Origin of the sequence: Paenibacillus swuensis (assembly GCF_001644605.1) — a bacterium.
Lineage (GTDB): Bacteria > Bacillota > Bacilli > Paenibacillales > DY6 > Paenibacillus_N > Paenibacillus_N swuensis.
Map to the genome: position 1 here is coordinate 1165340 of NZ_CP011388.1, position 23536 is coordinate 1188875.

Below are 23536 nucleotides of genomic sequence, written 5' to 3' on the forward strand. Positions count from 1 at the left end.
ATAATGTTCAGCGATGGTTCCCTGGCTTACAATGAAGACGTAAACCAATAGATGGAGAAAGAAGGGGAAAGCATGAAAAGTACGAAAACAGCCGCGGCTGCTGCTTTACTGGTCGCAGCGATGTTAACCGTTACAGCATGTTCAGACAATAGCAACACTACCAATGAAGCGAAGAACGCCGCGTCAACCAATACACAAACGAATGAGAATGCTCCGAAGAAAGCAGTCGAGGAACAGCCGGCGGATCCGTTGGGCGCCTATGCGGAAGCCCTGACGATTTCAACCATTGCCGAGACGAACCCGGAAGATAAGTTCCCGGAAGGCGACAGCTATGAAGATAACGCCTACAAGCGGTTTTTGGAAAAGACTTTGAACGTAAAGGTGAACTACAAATGGACGGCTCCGGTAGGCGATTCCTATAACAATAAGTTTAACCTGATGATTCAGAGTAATGACCTGCCCGATGTATTCGTCGTCCGGGCTCAAGGCTCCACACCGGCGAAGGTGTTCTTGAACCGGTTGGCGGAGAACGGCATGCTCGAGGACTTGTCCTCCGTATATGAGAGCTATGCGGCAGAAGGCGTGAAGGATGTGTACAATTCCACGAACGGCGAAGCGTTAAAGGAAGCCACATATGATGGGAAATTGCTTGCATTGCCATTGGTCGGGGAAACGGACAGCGCGGCTCCCGTCATATGGGTGCGTCAGGATTGGCTGGATAAGCTGAAATTACCAGCGCCAACGACACTCGCGGATTTGGAGACCGTAGCCAAAGCGTTTATGGAGCAAGATCCGAACGGCAACGGCAAGCCGGACGAAGTAGGGTTGCCTACATCCGGTAAAGAAATGTTGTCCGACGGGCAGCCGATGGGGCTGGACACCTTCTTCTGGAATGAGAAGTCCTACCCTAAGTATTGGGTAGAAGGTGCGGACGGCGCGTTGGTTTACGGAGGCGTGCAACCCGAGACGAAAGTAGCGCTAGGTAAATTGGCAGCGATGTATAAAGCCAAGATCATCGACAAAGAGTTCGCGTTACGGGATCGTAACATGGCGTCCGAGAATCTGATCGGCGGCACGGCGGGACTGATGCTGGGTCAATGGTGGGCGCCGTTCTGGCCGCTTGGCGACGCAATGAAGAGCGATGCCAATTCGAATTGGAAGGCTTACACCTTGAAGGATGCCGAAGGAATTACTAAAGCGGGCTCGAGCTACCAGACTCAAGGTTACCTTGTCGTGCGTAAAGGATATGAGCATCCTGAGGTCATTCTGAAAGCTATGAATATCATTGATAAATCCAGTTCAGGGGAATACGAAGAAATCAACCAGCTGGACATGGGTACTTACAAAGACGGCTTTAAACGGGATGTATACGGAATCGGCGGCGATATCGGGTACAAAGATACCGTGATGAGAACCGTGAAGAAGTTCAGAGAGATTATGGCGGGCAAGGCCGGTAAAGATCTTCTGGATCCGGAAGAAACCAAGATCTATGAACAGATTGAACGGGATACCGCGGCGCCGAAGAAGGATATGAACGATTATATTCAAAAGGTTGCTTGGCTTGACGGGATCGGCGCAATCGCCGACGCAAAGCTGGATATGCAATTTAACAAGTTCGGGGACAGTACGCCGACCATGGATCAGAAGTGGACCTCGCTGAATGATTTGCAGACACAGGCTTTCCTGAAAATCATTATGGGCAAGGAGCAAGTCGATTACTTCGATACGTTCGTTAAAGACTGGATGGCTAAGGGCGGCGAACAGATTACGAAGGAAGTAAACGAGAAATACGCATCGATGAAATAATGAGTTCTATAGATGACCGGTGCCGAACCTTGCGCTTGGCCCGGTTTTTCTATCTCCAGGAGTAAAGTGAAAGAAAGGAGGGACCGGCTGTGTTATCAAGAATGGCCCGATCCCATACGTTCCATTATGTTCTAATGCTGATGCCCGCACTAATTCTTGTCACCTTGTTCAATATTTATCCGATGTCAGGCATCGTGCTCGCTTTTAAACATTTTAACCCGACAGAAGGAATTTGGGGCTCGCCTTGGGCAGGCTTGGATCACTTTGAGTCGATTGTCCAAAGCTCGGAGAGTAAACAAATTCTGAAGAATACCCTGGTCATTTCCGTACTCAAAATGATCACCATGCTCATCGTTCCTGTTGTATTCGCCTTGTTGCTGAATGAGGTGCGTATTCACTGGCTCAAGCGTTCCGTGCAAACCATCGTCTACTTGCCTCACTTTCTGTCGTGGGTTGTCATCGCGGGAATTATGCGGGAAGCGTTGGGGCTGGACGGTGTCGTCAACAGCATGCTGCAAGCCTGGTTCGGTCTGGAGGCGCAGATGTTCCTCGGTAGCAATGTGTGGTTCCGCCCGATTCTGATCCTCAGTAATGTATGGAAAGAGTTCGGTTTCTCGACCATTATCTATTTAGCGGCATTAACAAGTATTAATCCAGCTCTATATGAGGCCGCTGATATCGACGGTGCCAACCGGTTTCAGAAGATGAAACACATTACCATTCCTGGGATTTCCATGACGATTGTATTGTTAGCTACGTTAAGTCTGCAAGGCATTCTGAATGCCGGGTTTGATCAGGTGTTTAACCTGTACAACGTGCTTGTGTACGAGACGGCGGATATTATCGATACTTATATTTACAGATCGGGACTGGTTTCCTTTCAATATGAAGCGGCAACCGCCATCGGATTTATTAATTCCGTCATTTCCATGCTATTGATTATCATTACGTACTGGTTGGCTTACCGATTTGCCAAATACCGTATTTTTTAAGGAGGGAGATTCCCCATGGTACGTTCCCATACTTTAGGCTCCCGCATGTTTGACGGGTCGTTAATCTTCTTCATGATACTCATTAGTGTATTATCTATTGCTCCGTTGCTTCACACAATGGCGCTTTCCTTTAGCGAGCCTGTTAAAGCCAGCAGCGGTAATGTCGGACTGTGGCCGCAAGGACTTCATTTCGGCGCGTACGGCAAAGTGTTCGAAGACAAGCAGTTTTTCGTATCCCTGTGGGTTTCGATTCAACGCGTGGTCGTCTCTACGGCGCTTGCTCTGGTGGTCACACTCATGATGGCTTATCCTCTTTCCAGGGAATCAAGGGAATTTAAAGGCCGCAACGTGTTCATGTGGATCTTTCTGTTCGTGATGATGTTTAACGGAGGGTTAATTCCGAACTATCTGGCGATCAAATCCCTTAACCTACTGGATCAATTCTGGGTATTGATTCTGCCGGGGTTGGCGAATGTGTTCAATGCGATTCTGGTCATGAACTTTCTGCGTAATTTGCCCAAAGAACTGGATGAATGCTCCAACATTGACGGAGCCGGTCCGTGGCGCAAATTATTCTGGATTTATACACCGTTATGCCTGCCTGTACTTGCGACTATCACGTTATTTAACATCGTAGGTACGTGGAATGAATATTTCTCCGCCATGATCTATATTTCCAGCAAGGAGTTACTGCCTCTGCAAACCTACTTGCAGCAGATGGTGGTCCAGATTGACCCAACCCGGATGGATGCCGCGACCATGGGGCGCATTGCGGATTACCAAGGCGTTACCCTGGAGTCGGCCAAAATTATCGTATCCATTATTCCCATCATTGCAGTCTATCCTTTCATGCAAAAATATTTCATATCCGGCATCACACTCGGTTCGGTGAAGGAATGATATTAGCGGAATTTGAAGGGAGGATGAGGATTTGGCTCGTATATGTGTTATCGGCAGCTTGAACGTGGATATATTCATGGGCGTGGAACAATTTCCAAGGGCCGGGGAGAACGTCGTGGCCTCCTCCTTCCAGGTATTTACCGGGGGAGGGAAGGGCGCCAATCAGGCTTACGCATTGGGCAGGCTGGGAGCGGAAGTCACGATGGTCGGTAAGGTGGGGGATCAATTTTACGGGCTGAACTATCTTCAAGTGTTAAAAGAATCCCGGATCAATTGCGATTACATCGGCATTGAGCCCGATATGTATTCAGGAATCGGTGTTGTAGCGGTCAACCAATCAGGTGAAAACAGCATCTACGTGTACCCGGGAGCGAACGGGAAAGTGGACATAGCGTATCTGGAGGGTTGCTGGGACGCGATCGAAGAACACGAGTTGTTCCTCTTTCAACTCGAGATTCCGCTGGAAGCAACGCTCTACGCGATGGAGAAGCTGCGGGGAAGCGGGAAGCGCATTATCTTTGATCCGGCGCCGGCGGGACCCTTGCCTGACGCTATTTACGCCCGCGTAGATTACATTACTCCCAATCAGTCGGAACTAGAAGCTCTGTCGGGGATGTTGATCCAGGAGGAGAAGGATTTTGCCGTTGCGGCTAATATCCTGTTGGCTAAGGGCGCAACAACCGTCATTGCTAAAGCAGGTGCGCGGGGCGCTTATATTGTGACGGGGGAAGAAGTGACCCATGTTCCCGGGTTCCGGGTCAACACGGTTGATACTACCGCGGCGGGCGATTCATTTAATGCCGGGTTGGCTTACGCCTTGGCCGAAGGCATGGATTTAACGCAGAGCGTAAGGTTTGCTAATGCAGTAGCAGCGTTGGCTACAACCGCGATGGGTGCGCAGCAAGCGATGCCTTTGTTGCACGAAGTTGAGGAATTAATGAGTGAAAGTGAAACGGACTCAAGTAGGAGCAGGGTTGGGCATAGGTTATAGGTTGAATGAGATATTATGAACATAGGTAATAGGTAGGATCAATTATTTTGAACATTGGAGGTTGTGTCCGTGAATAGATACTTGGATCATGCTGTGTTGAAACCTGAAATGACCTTTAGCAAAGCGAGGGAAGCAATTCAGTCCGGGATTGATCATAAGGTGAAAACGGTGTGTGTAAGACCTTGTGATTTGGAATTGGCCGTATCCATGTGTGAAGGAACGGAGACACAAGTATGTGTGGTGCTTGGCTTCCCCCACGGAACCGGCTTATCCGCTGTAAAAGCGCTTGAGGCTGAACTCTACGCGAATCAGGGCGCTCATGAAATCGATATGGTCATCAATTACGGACAGGTCCGGTCAGGGCTTTGGGATTTCGTGGAGAGTGATGTGCGGGCGGTTTCGGATGTTACGCGGGCAAGAGGCCTTGTGCTCAAAGTGATTCTGGAAACCGCTGTGTTGACGCCGGCTGAAATTCTTACGGCAACTGAACTTTGTGCCGCGAGCGGGGCGGATTATGTGAAAACTTCTACCGGATTTAACGGGGGAGGGGCTACAGAAGAAGCCATCAATCTCATGTTGAAAGCTTCTCGCGGCAGGATTAAGGTGAAAGCCTCCGGTGGAATTCGCGATGCGGAGACGGCGTCCAAATATATTGAACTGGGCTGTGAACGGCTTGGTGTGAACTATACGTCTACTCCGGCGATCTGCGGCAGGGAATCTTCGGCTGCAACGACTTGCGATGGTGAAGCATCTGCTAAGGAGACTAGTGGTGGAGAGGCATTTGCTGAGACGGGTGATGGTGAAGCATGTGTTACGGTGACTTGCGGTGAAGACGCATCCGCAGCGGCGGCCGTAAGTACGCCGAAGTCATCAGAGTACTAGTGAGGTGTGTCATATGAGTGCTGCTGGCCTGTTGTATTCCCAGATCGGATATGACCTGTATGATCCGAAACGCGCGCTCGTTCGAAGCGGCGATCGAAATCAACTTTCCGAACACAAGCGGTTTCGGCTAAAGTTAGCCGAATCGAATTACCTTGCGCTGGAAGGCCCTGTCCGCTATTGGGGAGAGTTATGGGGAAGTCATTGGTGGGAGATTGATTTCACCTCTATTAATACCCCCGGGGAGTATATACTTGATGTTGGCGGCGGACGGACAGAAGGTAGTCGAGGGACACGGGAGATGCAAGAGACTCAAGAGATTCGAGAGATTCAAGGGACCCGAGAGATTCGAGAGAATGGAGAGATTCGAGAGATTCCTGGGATTCAAGATATCCAAGCGACTCAAGGGACCCGAGAGACTCATCCCGTATTATGGAGCAGTGAGCCTTTCTCCATAGGGGATCACGTCTTATGGGATGCCTCCGTCGTTACCGTAGGGATTGAGCAGATGGAAGCCAGGGCATTGCTTGCGCGCAACGGTATCGGCTGGAAAGACTGCGGCTCCGAGTTTCGCGAAAGTAATTCTCACGCTGCCACCATCATCGGACTGTGCGATTTGTTAAGCAACGGCTATACGTGGATGTCGGGAGATGAGACGCGCAGGCTTAAACAACAACTGGTTCAAGGCTGCGATTATCTTGCTATATGTCAGGATAAGGCCGAGCAACTGGGGCTTGGGGAAGGGGCCGTGGTGCATGAGCTGCCAAATCATATGATGGTGATTCCCGGTTCGGTCATTCAATGCTCCATTGCTTTTAGCTATACCTCCAGATTGTTAAGCGATACCGATCCGGAACGAAGCGGCTTGTATTTGGAACGTGCGCGCCGCGCCTACCGATACATACGTGAGGAAGCTAAACCGTTTACCGGCGGAGGGTTCTCCTCGTGGAATCACGGGGCTGAGGAAGGATTTATTCCGCCTGATGAGTGGATGACGCGTGATTTACTGTTGATGATGTGGGCAGGTGTGGAGCTGTGGATGAACGGGGGTTCACCGGCATATCAAGAGGACGTTGCCGGATGGGCGCGCCAAGTGATGGAGCGTCAAATTACTCCAGATTGCGCTGAGGGAGGACTGTACGGGCATTTCCGGACTTTCACATCAGCCTCCTTCACAGAAAAAACATTCATCCACCACCATGTCGGTCATGACACCGGCGGGGTATTTCCACTATACATCACTCCTTTTCTCGACATCTCGGTCAAATGGTATTATCATACCGATGCGGCGCTCTGGAAAGAAACCATACGCCGGTTCGCCTACGGCTATTTCCTGCCCGCTTGCAAACAAAATCCGTTTCATATCCTCCCCATGGGATATTTTCACGGGGAAGGCTTGTTGAACTTTGCGGGACCTTGGCATGGATTTAACGTATCCTTAGCCTTTGCGGCAACATTGGCCGTTCGGTTGGAAATGAACTTGGGCGATGTGCGGTTCCGGGAGATTGCCGTGGGCAATGTGCAATGGATTGCCGGATTAAACGCCGGGTTAACTTCAGAATCATTCGGTAGCTGCGTGCGGTGGAAGGATGACATTGAACCGGGCTTGGCCGTGCCGTACAGCCAGATTTACGGTGTGGGCCGGCGCTATACGGGGGTGTGGGCGGATATCAAAGGCTCCATCCCGAACGGTTTCAGCGTCAATCCGCAATTTAGGCTTGAAGTGAAGCCCAGCCAGGCGACGGACGGCCCTCATCAATTCACCGATGAAGACTGGATCCCGCATGGCGCCGGCTGGGTGAGCGCGGTGACTTACCTTCGATACGTTAAGTTTTTTCATTCGTATGCTCCTGTGTAAAAGAAAAGAGATTTCATGCATTCGGGCAAAATAAAAACGAATTTCCCTCAAAGGCAGCCGAGACGCTAGCGTCACAAAACCTATGAGGGAAATTCGTTTTTTATATCTGTAGTTACTTAATAAGTGCCATGTTTAGCGAATATGAGCATCATAGAGTTATACGGTGAATGAGCTCGTGCTGAGTGAACGGGATAACCCCGCATTGCCGGGTGAGGGGATATATCATGTGCATCACGGCTGAGTGAACGGGATAACCCCGCATTGCCGGGTGAGGGGTTATCCTGTGTGCAACCCAGCTGATTGAAGGGGATAACCCCGCATTGCCGGGCGAGAGGATAGCCGATGTGTAGCGCAACTGAGTGAACGGGATAACCCGGCATAGCCGGGCGAGAGGATAGCCCGAGTGCATCACGGCTGAGTGAACGGGATAACCCCGCATTGCCAGGTGAGGGGATAACCCTCGAGCATCACGGCTGAGTGAACGGGATAACCACCCCTCGGCCGCGCCGGCACGTAGGCTCAATCGACCGCCCGCGGGCCGCGCGGCTCCAAGACATCTTCGTCCGCATCGTCGGACTCGACCAACTGCCGCAGCACGCTCAGGCGGTTCGTCCAGAAGCGCTCGTAGTAATCGAGCCAGCGCCTCAGCTCTTGCAACGGCTCCGCCTCGAGCCGGTAGCGCGTCTCGCGCCCCGCTTTGCGTTCGCGCACAAGCCCGGCCTCCGACAGCACCCGCAGGTGCTTCGACACGGCCGTGCGGCTCATCGCGAACGGCGCGCTTAGCGCTGACACGGTCAGCTCGTCCGACTCGGCGAGCAGACTCAGCAGTTGGCGCCGCGTCGGGTCGGCCACCGCCTGAAACACATCGTGTTTCGGCGCCGCGCTCACGCCTCGCCCTCAACCAACTTCCTCAAAGCCGGCAACACACTGGAACTCCAGCCGCCGTTCATCCGCTCGCGAATGGCCGCATGAGTCATGCCGTGCTGCTCAACCACATCTTCGCTCCAACCCGAGTGAATCAACGTAAACTCGGTTAATTCCGAATCTGCTCCGGTCATCTTTTTCAATTCAAACGTAACGGTCCAGTACTCTCCCCAAGTGAAAGCCAATCGGCTAGGCGGATCCAGCTCTGTTACCTTGCACTGGGAAACTTCAAAAGGGGAATGCAATACAAACGCATGTCCCAATTCCGGCTTAAAATCGTTGGGCATAAACCACGCTTCAATGCCTTCCGAGGTAGAAACCGCCTCCCAAACCTTAGCAATTGGCGCTTTATAAACCTCAACAATTTTAATATCCGGTATAGTTAAGTTTTGTGATTCTGACATGGTTAATCTCCTCCAAATTAGCTCCTGTGGCAAGCAAGTTTTCACTATTATATGAAACCATTTGGTTTCATGTCAAGAGAACTTCACCCTGCTATGACTAACTTTCCCCAAAACGTTTAAAACTGTAGAGATAAGATTAATAAACCCTACAGTTAAACGCAGGTTCTGAGCCTGATGAAAGAGGTTGCCGCAGATGGAGTTATTTCTTGCCGTATTGTTGTTGCTGACGTTGGTCGGCGTTTCGAATATTTTGAACCGGTTGGTACCGTTCGTTCCCGTGCCCTTATTTCAGATCGCGCTGGGGATGTTCGTTGCGGTTATTCCCTCGGGGATGCATGAACTGGAGCTGGATCCGCATCTGTTCTTTGTGCTCTTTGTAGCGCCTCTTCTCTTCAAGGATGGCAAAAGAACCCCCCGCGACGAGCTCTGGAAACTGCGTTCCCCGATTCTGTTCCTCTCGCTCGGGCTCGTGCTGGCGACGGTCATCATCGGCGGCTACGCCATCCACGCCATGATTCCGTCGATTCCGCTGCCGGCGGCCTTCGCCTTGGCCGCGATCCTGTCCCCGACCGACCCCGTCGCCGTGGGCGCCTTGGCCGGCCGCATCCATCTCCCTAAGCGCATCCTGCGGTTGCTTGAGGGAGAAGCGCTGATGAACGACGCCTCGGGTCTCGTCGCGTTCAAATTCGCCGTCGCGGCGACGGTGACCGGCGTGTTCTCCGCATCCAATGCGGCGTTCAGCTTCCTGGTCATTGCCGCGGGCGGGCTGCTCAGCGGGGTGATTCTGTCCTTCCTCATCATCTGGTTGCGCGTGTTCATCCGCCATTGGGGGATGGAAGACGTGACGATGCATATGCTGATTCAGATTCTCACCCCGTTCGCGATCTTCCTGATCTCCGAGCATTTTGGCGTGTCGGGTATCCTGGCCGTGGTGGCCGGGGGGATTGTGCACGCCGTGGAGCGGGATCGGACGGAGTCGGCGCAGGTGAAGCTGCAGATTGTGTCAGCCTCCACCTGGGCGGTCATGCTGTTCCTGCTGAACGGCTTGGTCTTCGTCATCCTGGGGCTGCAGATTCCCGCGGTGGCGGAAGTGATTTTTGAAGCGGAGCAATTTAATAATGTGCAGGTTATCGGTTATATTTTGGCCATATCCGCGGGCTTGATTCTCTTGAGGTTCGTGTGGGTGTATCTGTACGCGCTTGTTGCGGATCGGGAGGACACCAAAAACCGGCTGCACTCTTCTGTCCTCGTTTCCCTGTCCGGGGTGAGGGGGGCGGTAACGTTGGCGGGCGCCTTCTCCATTCCTTTCATTCTGCAAGACGGTTCGCCGTTTCCGGAACGGGAGTTGCTGATCTTTCTGGCGGCGGGCGTCATTCTGGTTTCATTGCTGGTGGCGAGTATCGTGTTACCGTTGGTTGCACACAAAGCGCCCTCGGGCGGGTTAACGCCGGAAGAGCGTGAGAAGCAGGGCAAGCTGACCATCATGAGGGCTGCGGCCGAAACGATCCGGCTGGAGATGAATGAAGGAAACCGGGCTGCGACGCGTTCGGTCGTATCGAGCTATCACCGGCAGCTGTTGGAGGTGGAATCCGAAGGCGGCGGTCTCGATCAAGGCAAAGAGCTAAGGGACATGACCCGAAAAGTGCACCTGCTGGGGATCAAAATAGAGCGCAAAGCTCTCGTAGACGCCTTCACCGAAGGGAAGATCAGCGCGGAAGGGATGAAACGGTACCAGTTCGTGCTGGACCAGACGCAGTGGGTGTTATCGAACCGGTGGCGGTTTCTTTCGGGGGCGGCGCGGTACACGTGGAACCGGATTCGGGATGTGCTGTTCAGCAAAGGGACCGGCGGCGGACTGGGCGCACAGGATGTGAGCGAGATGAATCAACTCCGAATCCTAACGGCCAAGGCGGCCATCGCGGAGCTCAAAAAAATCGTCAGCGACCAGAACAAAGACGCCGCGCATACCGTGATTTCGCATTACCAGGACGTGTTGGAGCGGCTGAAAGTGGCCGGTGGGCCGAGAGAGGAAGATACGATTCTGCGGCAAAAGAAAGAGATCCAACTTCGCGCCATCCAAGTCGAGCGCGATGAAATCCAGCGATTGTACGAGGAGGGCACGTTCAATCGGAGTTTGGCCAACAAGCTGCGCTCCTATGTGAACTTCCGCGAAGCGGCGGTGTTCGAGGAGGAGGACTTGTTGTGAGGAGGGCCGGATGCCGGCTGTTGACGGCGAAATAGTGTCCCGAGGGACACTAAAAGGCCGAATCCCGGCCGCCGGCGGCGCACCAGTGTCCCCAGGGACACTGGTGTGCAGCCCCTCGGATCCTCGCCCCCTAGCCCCGGCCGGTGCGACTACGCCTTCATCTCATGGTACCCGCGCTCACCGTAAGGCTGCAGCTCGGTCACCCATTTCTCCTCCAGCTTCTTTAACGCGTCCTTCTCATCCCAGAACGGATCGGGCTTCTTCTCCAACGTCTCCAGCACTTCAATGTCAAATGCTTCTTCACCATGCGCTTTAATATCCGCCTGCAACGCTTTGTTCATGTGCACACCGAGACTCAGCTGCAATTTCACGCCGTTCAACGAGCGCAAATTGCGCGTAGAAGCCACAAACAACCGGCCGCTAGCGCGATGCCGTATGCCGTATACTCCGGCTTCCGTCTTCATTTCCTTGTACTGTTGCTGCAATTCTGCTCTGCGTGTTGTTTTCATATCGCGTTCCTCCTCATTTTTTTTGCATATAACCACCATCTAAACCTTCAACCAATACCGGCTGCCGTCGGATTCCCGATCCATGAAACCATACTCAATCAGGTATCGCCGCACCTTCACATAATCCGCATAAGCACCCTTTAGCACCTCATTCACCTCTTTCTCCGTATAGTCGCGCCCGGCCTCAAACCGCTTGGCAATCTGCCGGAGCACAATCCACTTATGCTTTTCTTGCATCGTAAATTTCGTTATTTCCCCATCCGTCCCACCGGCAAAATACTTCCTCAACACCGCATCATTCTCTTGCTCCGTCACATGATAACGATCATCAATCATCTTCGCCGTCTTGGGCGGGTTGATCATTGCGGGAGCATGCCGGTCTGTATCCTTCAGAAGATCCATCAACGCCAGGAAAATCTTCGCTTGCCGCTCCTTCTCTTTCAAGGCAAAACGGTGATTTCGGATCGTAGAAGCACTCCCGATCTCCAGCGTTTGCTGCACTTCGGCGTCACTGCGGCCTTCATAGAACAGCTTCATCAAGCTCCGCTGATGGTCGGTCAGCCCGGTCAGTTTCTTATCCAGTCCGATCAAATGGTGAAACACCGGCTCATGCGCCTTCGCCAGATGCACGCGCACATATTTAAACGCCTCATAAAAGCGATCCCCATCGGGGTAAATGATGCCTTGTTCAAAAGCTTCGCCGCACAACAAGCAGATGAATTGTTCGCCCTGTTGAATGTACCCCTGTTTGAGTTCGTCGGGGGTAGCGTTCCAGAATAGTTCATGGATGTCCATGTATAAACACTCCTTGATTTAATCTAACTTATAATAGACATAATATTGTTTTGTCTATAAAAAGTCAATGTAGTTTGATGTTTATATGTATAGGAATGATGACCATAAACAAAGTTTATGCGGGTGCTGGTTTTAAGGGGATCGTGTTGACAGCTGAAGATTTGGCAAGTATACTAACTAATATATAGTTAATTACATTTATGTAGTGTTCGGGTAGGGGACTTTTTTATTTAACATATTTTTTAGGAGGAAATGAAGATGATATCACCACTATTTATAGCGCACGGCTCGCCCATGATGGCCATTGAGGACAATGCTTGCGCCTTGTTCCTGCAAGAGTACGGGAGGACGTTGAAGCCTAAAGCGATTGTGCTTTTTTCAGCGCATTGGGAGAGCGGCGTGACGACCATCTCATCTTCGGATGAGGTTTACGAGACGAAATAAAATTATAGCACAACTGATAAATACAAATCATGTGAAAGGAGATTGGAGTTTCATGAAAGCTCAGATTCTACACCGTCCCGGCGTTCTTGAATACATGGAAGTTCCCCTGCCTTCATTCGGTTCGGACGAAGTCCTGATTCGCTTGACTCGCTCCTGTATCTGTAACGGCTCCGATCCGGCCATATGGGCCGGGGCTCACTGGGAGCAATTCCCGATCGTATTCGGGCACGAAGCCGCCGGTGAAATCGTTGCTTGCGGGGATGCCGTAACCGGTTTCTTGCCTGGGGACCGAATCGCGTGGTGGTTTACGGTCGGAGCGTTTGCCGAATACGTTGCCGTTGCGCCTGGCCAAGTAGCTATGGTGAAGCTGCCTGACGATGTAACCGATGATGAAGCGCCGCTCTTCGAACTTGTGGCCGCCGCCGCCCGGGCTGTGGATGCCGCGGAAATTGTTCCGGGAAGCAAGGTGCTGATTGTCGGGCTCGGCCCCAGCGGATTAATCATGTCGCAGCTCGCCAAGATCATGGGAGCCGAAATGGTTATCGGCTGGGACCTGTATCCGAACCGCAGAGAGCTCGGATTATCCCTCGGCTGCGATCGAGTGTATGACAATGGCGTTGCCGGATTTGTGGAGTCCATGTTGGAAGTGGAAGCTGGCGATCCGGCAGATGTAGTCATTGACGCATACGCGGATGATTTATTACCGGGGTCGTCTACACTAAACGATGCTATCCGGGCAGTACGTCCGGGAGGTCTGATTATATCTTACGGTCACCCGCAACAAGGAAGAATGATCGACATCTTTGAGTTGCAGAAGAAAGGGGTCACGATGCGCGGACCTGTAAATGATATGATTCAGATCCGAATATACATGGAACGCGCTGTAGGCTATGTCTTGGATGGCCGTTTAAATCTTAAAGCGTTAATTAGCGGAAGAGTTTCGTTGGATCGGGTTGGCGACGGTCTGGAACTTGTTATGAAACAACCTGAACGTTATTTAAAAATTCTTGTGGATATCCCTTAAATCGGAGGCTGCACACTATGAAGCTTGCTGTATCGGGTCAAGTGTTCGCAGGTTCGCTTACCCTTGATCAGACATTGGAAACGATTCGGAAGTATCGCGTGACCTCCATCGAAATTTGGCCGGGCAATATTAGCCCCTTGGAGGGAGCAAGCGTTTCACCTGATGCCTATGAGGGCCGTAATATCATGGAGGCTAAGGCAGTACTGGATCGGCACGGGTTTGAAGTGGCATGTGTGTCCATGTCTGCCGCCTTCGACTATGAAATCGCATCGGATCCGGCCAAGTACGGCGCCGCATTGGAGTATGCCATTGAGGTAGCGGCAATGCTTGGCGCCGAGCGTGTTAATCACTACTGCTACAACTTATGCCTCGATCCGGAACCGGATATGGATGGGTTGAAGCGGATTATGAAACCGGCGATTCGACGGGCCGAGGCTGCGGGAATTATGCTCTGTTTGGAGAATGAGGCGCATGACGCGACAAGAACTGCCGAGGGGGTGTTGAAGATCGTTGAGGGGATGGACTCAAGCCACTTTAAGACGAATTTCGATGCCGCCAATTATGTTCATGCCGGCCAGGAAGGCTTCCCCCGAGCCTATAATCTTCTTCAAGAGCACATTGCCTACGTTCATTTAAAGAACGGTTGTATTTATGACTCAAACTCGGGTCATGATCCGCGCAGCAAAGGGGGGAATATGACCGGCGCTTTCGCCCCCAATGATATTTATTATCCTCCTCTGCCGGATGGAAGCGTTAATATTGACGGACTGTTACAGAGGCTCCGCCGCGATGGTTATCAAGGCTATTGCACGATTGAACCCCATACGAAACCGGAGCTTGCCGAGCATTATCTTGAGATTGAAACCGCTTATGTCCGAGAACGAGGATACTTCTTGTAATATTTCAATTCGGAGGTGTGCAGCAAGTGACAGGAACGATGAAAGCGGCTGTTGTTGAACAACCGGGCGTATTGACCCTTAAAGAAATTGATATTCCAGCTATTCAAAATCACGAGGTTCTGCTTAAAGTACAGGTCGCCTCCATCTGCAATTCCACGGACAACCATATCTTCCATGGTCAATTCGAAGGCTTTCATGACTTCTACCCTCAGATTCTCGGACATGAAGTAGCGGGAGAAGTTATTGAAGTAGGCAGCCAAGTTAAAGGTATTGCTTTAGGGGAAGTGATTGCTCTCTATACTCCTCGCGGAGCCTTCTGCGAATATACCGTGGTGGATCCTTCCGCCGACCTGTGGGTTCGCATTCCAGAGTCCATTCCTCTCCAAACCCGCTCGCTTGTGGAGATGTTTCACGGAGCCTATGTTTCAGCCGTTCATCCCGCGCTGATCAAACCGCATGAAACGGTGCTGATTGTCGGACAGGGACCGCTTGGACTAACCGCAGCGGCAACGGCTAAACTGACGGCACATCAGGTGCTTACGGTCGATGTTCATGACCTGCGCGTTCAGAAGTCATTGGAGATTGGAGCGAATGCATCTTATAACCGCGCCCGGATGACAGCGGATGAGATTGTCGAGGCGGTAAGAGAAGAAACGGGCGGACAAGGGGCCGATGTCGTCATCATGTGCATCTCGAAGGACCTCAGCGAAGAAAGAGACGCCTTTGACATGGCTTTGAAAGCGCTCAGGAAACATGGCCGGATGACCGGTCTGCATGTCGATGTGAAAGGAATCGCACAGAACCATCGGGTGAATCCGCAACTGTTGCTCCGTAAAGAAGCAACCTTCGCTCACACCCTAAACAAAGTTTATGAAACCCAGGATGATGAACTTAAAGCTTTTCAATATGCCGTGAATCAAGTTGCGGAAGGCAAGATCCCGTTTGAATCATTCATCACGCATGAAATCGGATTTAGCGAATTGGAACACGGCCTGGACTTGTGCCTGAATCATTTGAATGACGCTGTTAAAGTTGTCGTTTACCCCAATCGATAGGAGAGTGAAAACTATGTCCAAAGACATTTTTCAACAAAGACTGGAAGCATTAAACACTGAATTTCAACAACTAGTTCAACGAGAGAACACCATTGACGGAATCGGCAACGGCATCGTTGACCGGTATACAAATCCAGTAATTACAGGGCAGCATGTGCCTTTAGCATGGCGATATGATTTCAATCCGGAAACCAATCCTTACTTGCAGGAACGTCTGGGCATCAATTGCGCCTTAAATCCAGGCGCTATGGAATTGAATGGGAAGAATTATCTTGTAGTCCGCCTGGAGGGCATAGACCGTAAATCCTTCTTTGCCATCGCGGAGAGCCCAACAGGCGTCGATCAGTTTACATTCTGGGACCGACCTCTCGTGATGCCGGAAACGGAGGATCCGGACACCAATGTGTACGATATGCGGCTGGTTCAGCATGAGGACGGATGGATATACGGTTTATTCTGTACGGAACGCAAAAATCCGGACGCTCCCGCGGGAGACACTTCCAGCGCCATCGCCCAATGCGGCATTGCCCGGACGCGGGATCTGCGCGATTGGGAACGCCTTCCCGACTTGATTACATCCTCGGCGCAGCAACGTAATGTTGTGCTTCATCCTGAATTCGTAGACGGCAAGTATGCATTGTATACCCGTCCTTCCGACGGCTTCATGGATGTGGGCATGGCGGGAGGGATCGGATGGGGCTTGTGCGACCGCATGGACAAGGCCGTATTGTCGCAACCGGAAACCATTATGGAACCCAAAGTGTACCATACGATTAAAGAATCCAAGAACGGCATGGGTCCCGCACCCATCCGGACTTCAGAGGGCTGGCTCACGATCGCCCATGGCGTAAGGAATACAGCAGCGGGTTTACGTTACGTGTTGTATGCATTCCTCTCCAAACTGGATGAGCCTTGGGTGGTCACGCACCGTCCGGGAGGCTATTTCATGGCACCCGAAGGGGACGAGCGAATCGGAGACGTATCCAACGTGCTGTTCTGTAATGGACTCATCACTAAGGCTGACGGCAGCGTATTTATCTACTACGCTTCATCGGATACGCGTTGCCATGTGGCAACGACTACCGTGGATAAGCTGTTGGATTATGTTCTGCATACCCCGGAGGATGCCGGACGTTCCTATGCGTGTGTGCAACAACGGATTGAACTAATTGAACGAAACCTCGTACTGAAATAACCAACAAGAAAGCGGGCAGTTCCCTAATGGGACTGCCCGCTTTCCATTTATTCTCCCCTGTGCTGATTTCTGTACTGCGTAGGCGTGATTCCCTCTGACTTCTTGAATAACCGGTTAAACCACGAATGCTGATATCCGACTTGTTCCGCGATATCGTTGATCTTCAGATCCGTTTCCAGCAACAGATGCTTCGACTTATCAATTCGCAGCTGCGTAATATAATCGACGTAATTGATCCCTGTCGTTTGCTTAAAGGCTCTGCTCAGCGAAGAGATATTCGCCGCTCCCGCTAAATCCGCATACTCTTCGAAGGACATATCCTTCATATAATTTTCATTGATTAAATCTATGACCTTCTTTACAGCCTGCTTAAGCTGCGTATTATAGGACGAGTTAATTTCGTGGATATACGGAATTACGATTTTCTTTTTGAACCACTGCAGAATCTCACTGGTCTGTCTCAATTGCGATAACTGGTCGTACAGATTTTCCCCTTTATAAATTGCATACACATGGAATCCCGCCTGGAGAAGCGTCTGATGAATATTCCCCAGAAGCTGCGCCATCGCCTGATGAACGTAAAACTCGATCTCCAGCCGGTGCTCGAACTCCTTTATGAACACTTCCAGTTTCTCCAATGATTCTTCCTCTTGCCCCAACCGAATTGCATGCAACAAGTCTTTCTCCGCTTCAAAAGGATACTGGAAACGGTAATCGCCATGTACCGTCAGTTCGTCCATCTCGATAATCTGGTTCGACCCCGTGAAATTACGATACTTTAACGTTTGGTACGCTTCTTCCAGTTGAATCGGCATGTCCTCCAGATGCTCGCTGAGTTGACCGATACACACGGTGACCTGCAGCTTGAGCATAATGGACAACGTATCGGCCAATTCCTGAGACAACGAAACCAGCTCCGTCTTGGCGAGAGCCGTCCGTTCGGAAGGAATGCCCGCGATCATGCCAAGGGACATGTTCTGAAAGTTGATGACATGAACTTGCTGCAGCCGGTTCGCGGCCATTTCTTCGGCTATATTCGCCGCCGCGAAGCTGGCCAGCAGCTGCTCATCTTCTTTAAATTTTCCCGCATCATTCTTTAGACCAGACAGCTGCGCTACAATCACTACAAACCGGTAACCGGATGTTTCCCAGCCGTAGTAAGCCATGCGTTCCTTCAATTCGTTTTCCTTTAGATAATACAGATGGCCTTGAATTAACTGCAGCATGAAGCTTTCTCTTAAGCTCGGAAGCTGTTCGTCAATTTTCGCTTCCAATGAGCGGCTCATGCTGGACAGACTCTGCCAACGTTTCTCAATAAACTCCAATTCATCCCGATGCGTTCCTTCGTCATCGTCTTCCGTTTTACCGGAGGATACGGTGCGAAAGAGCTGAGCTACCGGGCGATAAATTCGGTGGGAAGTCACCCAGGATAACACAAAAGAGGCTACCACACCCACGATACTGACCAGAATGATTAACCTCGACATCATAAGGACTGGCTCGGAAATCTTGGAGACATCGGTTGCCGAGGCGAAGATCCACTCGGTTCCGCTGCGGGTGAAGGTCCGGTACGACACGGAATAACGCTTCTCCTTGCCCGTATAGATGAACGGCTTGCTATCCCCCCGCAGAACGTGGGCTTTCACCTCATCCCGGAGATTACGCTCAATCTGATGGGCTCCGCCCGGCTCCAGGGCATTCATGATCAGCCAGTCCCCATTGCTGTCCATGAGCAAGGGAATGCCCGATGTTCCCAACGTTTGGAGTTGGGATTTCAATTTGCCGGTGTTGATCTGTACAATTAAAGCCCCGAAACGTTCATTGTTAGTATCGCTCAGACGATGAACTAACGCATATTTAAATTTGTTGTTATTTAAAGGCGCGGGACCTCCGAAGTATGGAGAGTCCACCAGATCCTTCGACCAATACAAATCCCTTTCACCTTCCATCAGCTTCTCCATCAAGGCTTGGCCGCCGGAATCGGTAACGGTTTCATATCCGTTGATATCCGACACCAGCAATCCGGTTTTGTTCAGATATAAAGTAACCTCCTGAATCAGAGGATTCGTTTCTTTCATAATAGAAAGCGTTTTATATAAATTCCGCGTTAAAGTAAACTCTTCCCCTAAATCAACATCCGCAAGCGATTTGCCCAATACCGGATTGAATGCCCATTGAGACATGCTGACTTCCAGCTGCATCAACTGCTCATCCATCTGGGAAGTGCTCCGCGCCAGCTGTTGCTGATGCGTACGATTTAGTTCTTGCTCGATGCGCGGGACACCGATGAAATGCAAACTTAGTCCGATCATCACCGTGGGCAGGCAGGTAATCAACAGAACCATAATTAAGCTTTTTCTGAAAAATGAGGATCGAAAGATGACTCCTCCAAACTTGGTGTCGCTTAACATGTGAATCATCTCCCCAGCCTGATCATCTAGTTAATATTGCTAACCTTTAATATAGCGAAGTCTATGCTTTCCTACAATAAACTTTACCCCTTCATCGGCATTTCCTCATTAAGATTCTTTTTGCTTACCAGGTATAAACAGACTATAACCCAGCTGGAATCCGCAGTTTCACGGGTCAAAACACTCTTATTGCGGAAAAAGCCGCACCCCTGTAAATTAAAGCCACAAAGGTTTACGCTGGCTGAATTTGAACACAAGAGGGAGATGCGCATGAGTGTTATGGAAGAAAGAGCTGGAATCGGCAACACCCCGTACAAACCATTAAAATCCAGACGGAGAAGCGTATGGGCCTCCATCAAGAGAGACCGATATCTGTACTTGCTCGGATTGCCCGGCTTGATCTGTCTGATATTGTTCAAATATGTACCGATGTGGGGCGTCATTATCGCCTTTCAGAATTATTCACCTTTCCTTGGTTTCGGAGCCAGTGAATGGGTCGGCATGGAGCATTTCCAACGTTTATTCGCGAATCCCGATTTCGCGGTATTGTTCAGAAACACATTGGCCATTAACCTGATGGGATTATTCCTGTTCTTCCCGGTTCCTATTATTCTAGCGTTAATGATGAATGAAGTGCGGCAACAAGTATTTAAACGTGTCGTTCAATCGATTGTCTATCTGCCTCACTTCCTATCCTGGGTTATCATCGCGGGACTGACCTTTACGATGTTTGCTACCGGGGAAGGGTTAGTGAATAAAGTTCTTGAGCAATGGGGACTCAGCCGTGTAGAATGGCTGACGACTCCCGGTTACTTCTGGGCATTCCTCACAGGGCAGAGCATCTGGAAGGAAGCCGGATGGGGCACGATTATTTTCCTGGCAGCCATTGCCGGTGTCGATCCGCAGCAATATGAAGCCGCCCGGATGGACGGCGCAAGCCGATTACGTCAAATTTGGCACATTACGCTGCCGGCCATACGCAATGTCGTTGTCATCTTATTGATTCTCCGCATGGGGAATATGATGGATGTCGGTTTCGAGCAAGTGTTCCTGATGCAGAACAGCCTAGTTTCCAGCGTATCCGAAGTGTTCGATACTTATGTATACCGCGTGGGTATCCAGCAGTCTGAATTCAGTTATAGCACGGCCGTAGGATTATTTAAATCCGTAGTCGGCTTAATCTTGGTCATGGGTTCCAATTATCTGGCCAAGAAGTTTGGGAATGAAGGGTTCTTTTGAACCAACAAGGAGGTTAATCAATGAAAGAGTCATTCAGCGAGAAACTATTTAACTATACGAATCTGGGATTACTCCTTCTGATCGGGCTGGTTTCTCTGTTCCCGTTCTACTATATCATCGTCGTCTCCTTTACGGATTCCAAATCGTTTATATCAAACAGCTTGACCCTATATCCGAAGAACTTCACCCTGGACGCCTACAGATATATTTTCTCAACAAAAACCTTTACGAATTCTCTGGGTGTGAGCGCTTATCTTGCCGTTGTGGGTACCGCCTTGAGTCTGATTGTTTCCGCGGCCTTTGGTTATATGGTTTCCCGAAAACGCCTATATGGCCGTAAGTTCTTTATGATCGCCCTGGTCATTACGCTTCTGTTTAATCCCGGGATCATCCCCCACTATTTATTGATTAAAGAAATGGGGCTTATGAATAGCACTTGGTCCATCATCCTGCCCGGACTTCTAAGTGCCTGGAATGCCATATTGCTCAAAACGTTCTTTGACGGTATTCCGGAAAGCCTTGAAGAATCCGCCTTCATCGACGGAGCGAATGATATCCGCATCTTCTTTCAGATCATCTTACCGCTGTCTCTTCCCGCGCTCGCAGCTTTCGGTCTGTTCTTTGCCGTCGGGTATTGGAACACCTTCTTCCAGGCGGTTATGTACATTACGGACAGCACCAAATGGCCACTGCAAGTTCTTCTGCAAGCCATGCTGGTAGAATCGTCTACGGGTATAGCCGATGCCGGAGTAGCCTCTCAGATGGCATCCGAACAGCAGGTTACGCCTGAAATCATTAAGATGGCCGCGATTGTTGTCGCCACCGTACCCATTTTGTTGGTGTACCCGTTCCTGCAGAAGCATTTTGCCAAAGGTGTCATGTTGGGCTCTGTCAAGGGATGATCACATGTTATAGAATGTACTTAGAAAAGGGAGGCAGTATCATGAAGAACAGAAAATCTGTATTGCTTGCTTTAACCGCTTTCATGGCTTTATCCGCCGTATTATCCGGGTGCGGGAATGCCGCAAACGACCCAGAGACGGGTGCAGCCAATGCCGGGAACAAAAATGAACCAAAAGTAAAAGAGCCTACGGAATTCAGCATGATGAGCATAACCTATGAATCCGAGCTGCCGCAGAATGACAATCCGGTTGAACTGGAAATGGAGAAACGCACGAACACCAAGATGGACGTAACCTTCGTCCCTGCTAACAACTATGGCGATAAGATCAAGGTGACGTTAGCTTCCGGCGACATCCCGGATGTTATGCTGACGACCTGGATTTATGATTCCGTTGTGCTTAGCGCGATCAAGCAAGGCGCTTTCTGGGATTTGACTCCTTATCTGAAAGACTATCCTAACCTTCTAAAGACTTATCCGAAAGAAAGTATTGATAACACGAAAGTAAACGGTAAGGTGTACGGCCTTCCGCGTCCGCGTCCTCTTGTTGGCGGTCAGGGTTTCCCTGCCCTCCGGAAGGATTGGTTGGATAAAGTCGGACTGCAAGTGCCGCAAACCATGGACGAATTATACACCGTGTTGAAAGCATTTACAGAACAGGATCCGGATGGAAACGGAAAGAAAGATACGTACGGATTTATCGGTAGTGTAACGGAATCTTGGGTAGATAAACTGGTTTTTGTTGAAGATGTATTCGCGGGTTATAACGGCATTTACTATCCTAAAGACGGCAAGATGCTTTACAGAGACCTGCTTCCTTCCACAAGAGAAGCACTTGTATGGTTGAATAAAGCTTACAAAGAAGGTGTTCTTGCGCCGGATTTCGCGGTCATTAAGAACTCCCAAGTGCTAGATTACGCCAAGCAGGGGAAAGTTGGTATGATCCCTACCGCCATGGATGCTAACGTTATTGGAGATTGGTTGACGGCGGTCCAGCCTAACGCGCCTAAAGCGGAAATTGTTCATGTTCCGACATTGGTTTCACCGGCTACAGGAAACAAATACTATCCTAAAGAAGGCGGACACTTCGGAAACTATATGATTTCCAAGAAGGTATCGGAAGAGAAACTGAAAGACATTCTGGCATTCTTCGATTACGGCGCTTCCCAGGAAGGTATGGATCTGGCTAACTTCGGCTTCGACCCATCCCACTATAAGGAAAATGCGGAAGGTCAGAAGGAAATTACCGATGAGTTCAAGAAAATCGGCGGCAGCTCTTATAAGAATATCTGGACGCTTGTAAATCCTTATTCCCGTCTGACACCGAAACCAGGTTACCCGAAAGAATACTACGCGCGTGACGTAAAAGTCGTTGAGGAAAGACTCTCAGTCGGCACTTACCTGAACACGAACGGCGTTGAATCGGAGACGGAAGTGAAGTATGGTCCGGAAATTGGCAAAAAGATTCATGATATGAAGATGAAGGTCATTGTCGGCAAAGAATCCCTTGAGAATTGGGATAAATTTGTCGCAACGATGGAAAAGGATCCGAACTTAACTAAAATGCTTGAAGAGAAATATGCAAGCTATGTAAAGTTATACGGGGACAAGTAAGAACTTGAAGAGGCCATGCGAAATCATCGCATGGCTTCTTTATGCTATTCTATATGCAGAAGGAGTGATGATATGAAAATTATTGAATTAACTTATGAGGATAATCAACAGCAAATTTCAAATTTACTGGAAAAACACAGCAAGTCCAGCGATCCGAATATCCCGCCTTATGTACGTGAGACCATCTCGCTGGCCGCTTATGAAGACGATATTTATATAGGCGGAGTCACGGGGGACATGGTCTGGAACATCCTTAATGTCCACCTGCTCGCCGTCGATCTTAATTATAGAGGAAATGGACTAGGAGCCGCCCTGCTGAAAGAAATCGAAGCTCGAGCTCGTCTTGCCGGCTGTAAGGTTAGCGAATTAACTACGATGAGCTGGCAAGCTCCTCACTTCTACCAGAAACAGGGATATGCTATTTTTGGTGAGATCAAAAATTGCCCTGTTGAAGGCGAAACCAAATTTTATCTTAAGAAAATTCTTTAAT

At 50.3% G+C, this 23536-nt stretch carries 20 protein-coding genes and 1 pseudogene; 16 read left to right on the plus strand and 5 right to left on the minus strand.

Features of this window, described 5'->3' with window-relative positions; translation table 11 throughout:
- Nucleotides 1-72 precede the first annotated feature (72 nt).
- From SY83_RS04890 to SY83_RS04915, 6 genes are all read left to right on the plus strand, one after another.
- On the plus strand, nucleotides 73-1806 hold the full coding sequence (locus tag SY83_RS04890) for a type 2 periplasmic-binding domain-containing protein (RefSeq protein WP_197479977.1): 1734 nt from the start codon (nucleotides 73-75) through the stop codon (nucleotides 1804-1806).
- Between the two features lie 101 nt (nucleotides 1807-1907).
- Nucleotides 1908-2798, plus strand: coding sequence for an ABC transporter permease (locus tag SY83_RS04895; RefSeq protein WP_068610904.1), 891 nt, complete (start codon nucleotides 1908-1910; stop codon nucleotides 2796-2798).
- A gap of 15 nt (nucleotides 2799-2813) precedes the next feature.
- Nucleotides 2814-3698 carry a carbohydrate ABC transporter permease gene (locus tag SY83_RS04900; RefSeq protein WP_068604787.1) on the plus strand — a complete coding sequence of 295 codons (885 nt, stop codon included), beginning with the start codon at nucleotides 2814-2816 and terminating at the stop codon, nucleotides 3696-3698.
- A gap of 31 nt (nucleotides 3699-3729) precedes the next feature.
- Entirely contained in the window at nucleotides 3730-4689 is a 960-nt protein-coding gene (gene rbsK, locus SY83_RS04905) for a ribokinase (protein WP_157279787.1), read from the plus strand.
- 69 nt (nucleotides 4690-4758) lie between these two features.
- On the plus strand, nucleotides 4759-5571 hold the full coding sequence (gene deoC / locus SY83_RS04910) for a deoxyribose-phosphate aldolase (protein ID WP_068604790.1): 813 nt from the start codon (nucleotides 4759-4761) through the stop codon (nucleotides 5569-5571).
- Between the two features lie 13 nt (nucleotides 5572-5584).
- Nucleotides 5585-7426 carry a cellulase N-terminal Ig-like domain-containing protein gene (locus SY83_RS04915; RefSeq protein WP_068604792.1) on the plus strand — a complete coding sequence of 614 codons (1842 nt, stop codon included), beginning with the start codon at nucleotides 5585-5587 and terminating at the stop codon, nucleotides 7424-7426.
- Nucleotides 7427-7945: 519 nt separating this feature from the next.
- On the opposite strand, the gene SY83_RS04920 is transcribed toward SY83_RS04915, so the two are convergent.
- Both SY83_RS04920 and SY83_RS04925 read right to left on the minus strand, forming a co-directional pair.
- Nucleotides 7946-8314: an ArsR/SmtB family transcription factor gene (locus tag SY83_RS04920; protein ID WP_068604794.1), complete on the minus strand. Its 369-nt coding sequence runs from the start codon at nucleotides 8312-8314 to the stop codon at nucleotides 7946-7948.
- Nucleotides 8311-8754 carry an SRPBCC family protein gene (locus tag SY83_RS04925; protein WP_068604796.1) on the minus strand — a complete coding sequence of 148 codons (444 nt, stop codon included), beginning with the start codon at nucleotides 8752-8754 and terminating at the stop codon, nucleotides 8311-8313. Before SY83_RS04925 ends, SY83_RS04920 begins: the two co-directional genes overlap by 4 nt.
- Before the next feature lie 193 nt (nucleotides 8755-8947).
- On the opposite strand from SY83_RS04925, the gene SY83_RS04930 reads away from it, so the two are divergent.
- Nucleotides 8948-10960 (plus strand): Na+/H+ antiporter, encoded by a 2013-nt coding sequence (locus SY83_RS04930; protein WP_068604799.1) that lies wholly within the window; start codon nucleotides 8948-8950, stop codon nucleotides 10958-10960.
- A 149-nt stretch (nucleotides 10961-11109) separates the two neighbouring features.
- Here SY83_RS04930 and SY83_RS04935 read toward each other — a convergent pair whose 3' ends face one another.
- Nucleotides 11110-11469, minus strand: coding sequence for a GIY-YIG nuclease family protein (locus tag SY83_RS04935; RefSeq protein ID WP_068604801.1), 360 nt, complete (start codon nucleotides 11467-11469; stop codon nucleotides 11110-11112).
- A 39-nt stretch (nucleotides 11470-11508) separates the two neighbouring features.
- Entirely contained in the window at nucleotides 11509-12264 is a 756-nt protein-coding gene (locus SY83_RS04940) for a DUF2087 domain-containing protein (protein WP_068604803.1), read from the minus strand.
- Nucleotides 12265-12522: 258 nt separating this feature from the next.
- On the opposite strand from SY83_RS04940, the pseudogene SY83_RS04945 reads away from it, so the two are divergent.
- The 5 genes and pseudogenes from SY83_RS04945 to SY83_RS04965 all read left to right on the plus strand — a co-directional run.
- Nucleotides 12523-12702: pseudogene (locus tag SY83_RS04945) on the plus strand (dioxygenase); the annotation flags it as partial.
- Between the two features lie 58 nt (nucleotides 12703-12760).
- On the plus strand, nucleotides 12761-13732 hold the full coding sequence (locus SY83_RS04950; protein WP_068604807.1) for a zinc-dependent alcohol dehydrogenase: 972 nt from the start codon (nucleotides 12761-12763) through the stop codon (nucleotides 13730-13732).
- A 17-nt stretch (nucleotides 13733-13749) separates the two neighbouring features.
- Complete coding sequence (locus SY83_RS04955; RefSeq protein WP_068604809.1) at nucleotides 13750-14631, plus strand: sugar phosphate isomerase/epimerase family protein; 882 nt, start codon at nucleotides 13750-13752, stop codon at nucleotides 14629-14631.
- Nucleotides 14632-14657: 26 nt separating this feature from the next.
- Nucleotides 14658-15686, plus strand: a complete 1029-nt coding sequence (locus SY83_RS04960; protein ID WP_068604811.1) for a zinc-dependent alcohol dehydrogenase — start codon at nucleotides 14658-14660, stop codon at nucleotides 15684-15686.
- Between the two features lie 13 nt (nucleotides 15687-15699).
- Nucleotides 15700-16881 carry a glycoside hydrolase family 130 protein gene (locus SY83_RS04965; protein WP_068604813.1) on the plus strand — a complete coding sequence of 394 codons (1182 nt, stop codon included), beginning with the start codon at nucleotides 15700-15702 and terminating at the stop codon, nucleotides 16879-16881.
- Nucleotides 16882-16928: 47 nt separating this feature from the next.
- On the opposite strand, the gene SY83_RS04970 is transcribed toward SY83_RS04965, so the two are convergent.
- Nucleotides 16929-19292: a helix-turn-helix domain-containing protein gene (locus SY83_RS04970; protein WP_231891381.1), complete on the minus strand. Its 2364-nt coding sequence runs from the start codon at nucleotides 19290-19292 to the stop codon at nucleotides 16929-16931.
- 270 nt (nucleotides 19293-19562) lie between these two features.
- Between SY83_RS04970 and SY83_RS04975 the strand changes: the two genes are divergently transcribed.
- From SY83_RS04975 to SY83_RS04990, 4 genes are all read left to right on the plus strand, one after another.
- Nucleotides 19563-20531 carry an ABC transporter permease gene (locus SY83_RS04975; protein WP_068604817.1) on the plus strand — a complete coding sequence of 323 codons (969 nt, stop codon included), beginning with the start codon at nucleotides 19563-19565 and terminating at the stop codon, nucleotides 20529-20531.
- A 20-nt stretch (nucleotides 20532-20551) separates the two neighbouring features.
- Complete coding sequence (locus SY83_RS04980) at nucleotides 20552-21433, plus strand: carbohydrate ABC transporter permease (protein ID WP_068604819.1); 882 nt, start codon at nucleotides 20552-20554, stop codon at nucleotides 21431-21433.
- Nucleotides 21434-21474: 41 nt separating this feature from the next.
- Nucleotides 21475-23046, plus strand: a complete 1572-nt coding sequence (locus SY83_RS04985) for an extracellular solute-binding protein (protein ID WP_068604821.1) — start codon at nucleotides 21475-21477, stop codon at nucleotides 23044-23046.
- Nucleotides 23047-23118: 72 nt separating this feature from the next.
- Nucleotides 23119-23535 (plus strand): GNAT family N-acetyltransferase, encoded by a 417-nt coding sequence (locus SY83_RS04990; protein WP_068604822.1) that lies wholly within the window; start codon nucleotides 23119-23121, stop codon nucleotides 23533-23535.
- Nucleotide 23536: the final 1 nt, after the last annotated feature.

Excerpts from the sequence above, each read along its gene's own strand:
- SY83_RS04890 (WP_197479977.1), top strand. The coding sequence starts at position 73 with ATGAAAAGTACGAAAACAGCCGCGGCTGCTGCTTTACTGGTCGCAGCG.
- SY83_RS04895 (WP_068610904.1), top strand. The coding sequence starts at position 1,908 with ATGGCCCGATCCCATACGTTCCATTATGTTCTAATGCTGATGCCCGCA.
- SY83_RS04900 (WP_068604787.1), top strand. The coding sequence starts at position 2,814 with ATGGTACGTTCCCATACTTTAGGCTCCCGCATGTTTGACGGGTCGTTA.
- SY83_RS04915 (WP_068604792.1), top strand. The coding sequence starts at position 5,585 with ATGAGTGCTGCTGGCCTGTTGTATTCCCAGATCGGATATGACCTGTAT.
- SY83_RS04925 (WP_068604796.1), bottom strand. The coding sequence starts at position 8,754 with ATGTCAGAATCACAAAACTTAACTATACCGGATATTAAAATTGTTGAG.
- SY83_RS04930 (WP_068604799.1), top strand. The coding sequence starts at position 8,948 with ATGGAGTTATTTCTTGCCGTATTGTTGTTGCTGACGTTGGTCGGCGTT.
- SY83_RS04935 (WP_068604801.1), bottom strand. The coding sequence starts at position 11,469 with ATGAAAACAACACGCAGAGCAGAATTGCAGCAACAGTACAAGGAAATG.
- SY83_RS04940 (WP_068604803.1), bottom strand. The coding sequence starts at position 12,264 with ATGGACATCCATGAACTATTCTGGAACGCTACCCCCGACGAACTCAAA.
- SY83_RS04950 (WP_068604807.1), top strand. The coding sequence starts at position 12,761 with ATGAAAGCTCAGATTCTACACCGTCCCGGCGTTCTTGAATACATGGAA.
- SY83_RS04955 (WP_068604809.1), top strand. The coding sequence starts at position 13,750 with ATGAAGCTTGCTGTATCGGGTCAAGTGTTCGCAGGTTCGCTTACCCTT.
- SY83_RS04965 (WP_068604813.1), top strand. The coding sequence starts at position 15,700 with ATGTCCAAAGACATTTTTCAACAAAGACTGGAAGCATTAAACACTGAA.
- SY83_RS04970 (WP_231891381.1), bottom strand. The coding sequence starts at position 19,292 with ATGTTAAGCGACACCAAGTTTGGAGGAGTCATCTTTCGATCCTCATTT.
- SY83_RS04975 (WP_068604817.1), top strand. The coding sequence starts at position 19,563 with ATGAGTGTTATGGAAGAAAGAGCTGGAATCGGCAACACCCCGTACAAA.
- SY83_RS04980 (WP_068604819.1), top strand. The coding sequence starts at position 20,552 with ATGAAAGAGTCATTCAGCGAGAAACTATTTAACTATACGAATCTGGGA.
- SY83_RS04985 (WP_068604821.1), top strand. The coding sequence starts at position 21,475 with ATGAAGAACAGAAAATCTGTATTGCTTGCTTTAACCGCTTTCATGGCT.
- SY83_RS04990 (WP_068604822.1), top strand. The coding sequence starts at position 23,119 with ATGAAAATTATTGAATTAACTTATGAGGATAATCAACAGCAAATTTCA.